Below are 617 nucleotides of genomic sequence, written 5' to 3' on the forward strand. Positions count from 1 at the left end.
TTTACTTTTCAAGCACGCTAGTTAAAGCTATGCCCTTCAGGGCAAGACTTTAGTTGCTACTCACCTTTAAGCGTTTGGTAGCTTTATGTCATGAAACAGCGCACAGGCAGCCACTCGGTTCACAAGCTGGAAGTACACCTAGTGTGGAGCACGAAATATCGTTATCAGGTGCTGACCGGCGACGTGCAATTACGTTGCCGGGACTTGCTGCGCCAAACGTGCAACGCGTTGGACGTACGTATTTTGAAAGGAGTAGTGAGCAAAGACCACATTCATCTGCACGTTTCGTATCCGCCTTCGCTGGCGCTCAGTGAACTGATGCGTCGGTTGAAAGGACGTAGTGCCAAGTTGTTGTTGCAAGAATTCCCCGAGGTGAAACGCCGGTACTGGGGTGGTCATTTCTGGGGGATTGGGTATGGTGCCTGGAGCGTGGGCAACATCACCGATGAGCTACTCGAAGCGTACCTAAACCATCACAAGGACCAGCCCAATGGAGATGAGAATTTTATTCTGGAGTGAGCCACTTGCAGTGGTTTTCTTTCAGTCGGCTTTAGCCGAAACCACCGAATTTCATTCGGAAAGCAAACCTATGGACTTACAGTCCATAGTCGTTTAGT

At 49.6% G+C, this 617-nt stretch carries 1 protein-coding gene; it reads left to right on the forward strand.

Features of this window, described 5'->3' with window-relative positions; all coding sequences use genetic code 11:
- Nucleotides 1–90: 90 nt before the first annotated feature.
- Nucleotides 91–519 (forward strand): IS200/IS605 family transposase, encoded by a 429-nt coding sequence (gene tnpA, locus HW554_RS20325; RefSeq protein WP_157541118.1) that lies wholly within the window; start codon nt 91–93, stop codon nt 517–519.
- The last annotated feature ends 98 nt before the right edge of the window (nt 520–617 follow it).

This window comes from Hymenobacter lapidiphilus (assembly GCF_013377885.1).
GTDB classification, from domain to species: Bacteria; Bacteroidota; Bacteroidia; order Cytophagales; family Hymenobacteraceae; genus Hymenobacter; species Hymenobacter lapidiphilus.

Excerpts from the sequence above, each read along its gene's own strand:
- tnpA (WP_157541118.1), top strand. The coding sequence starts at position 91 with ATGAAACAGCGCACAGGCAGCCACTCGGTTCACAAGCTGGAAGTACAC.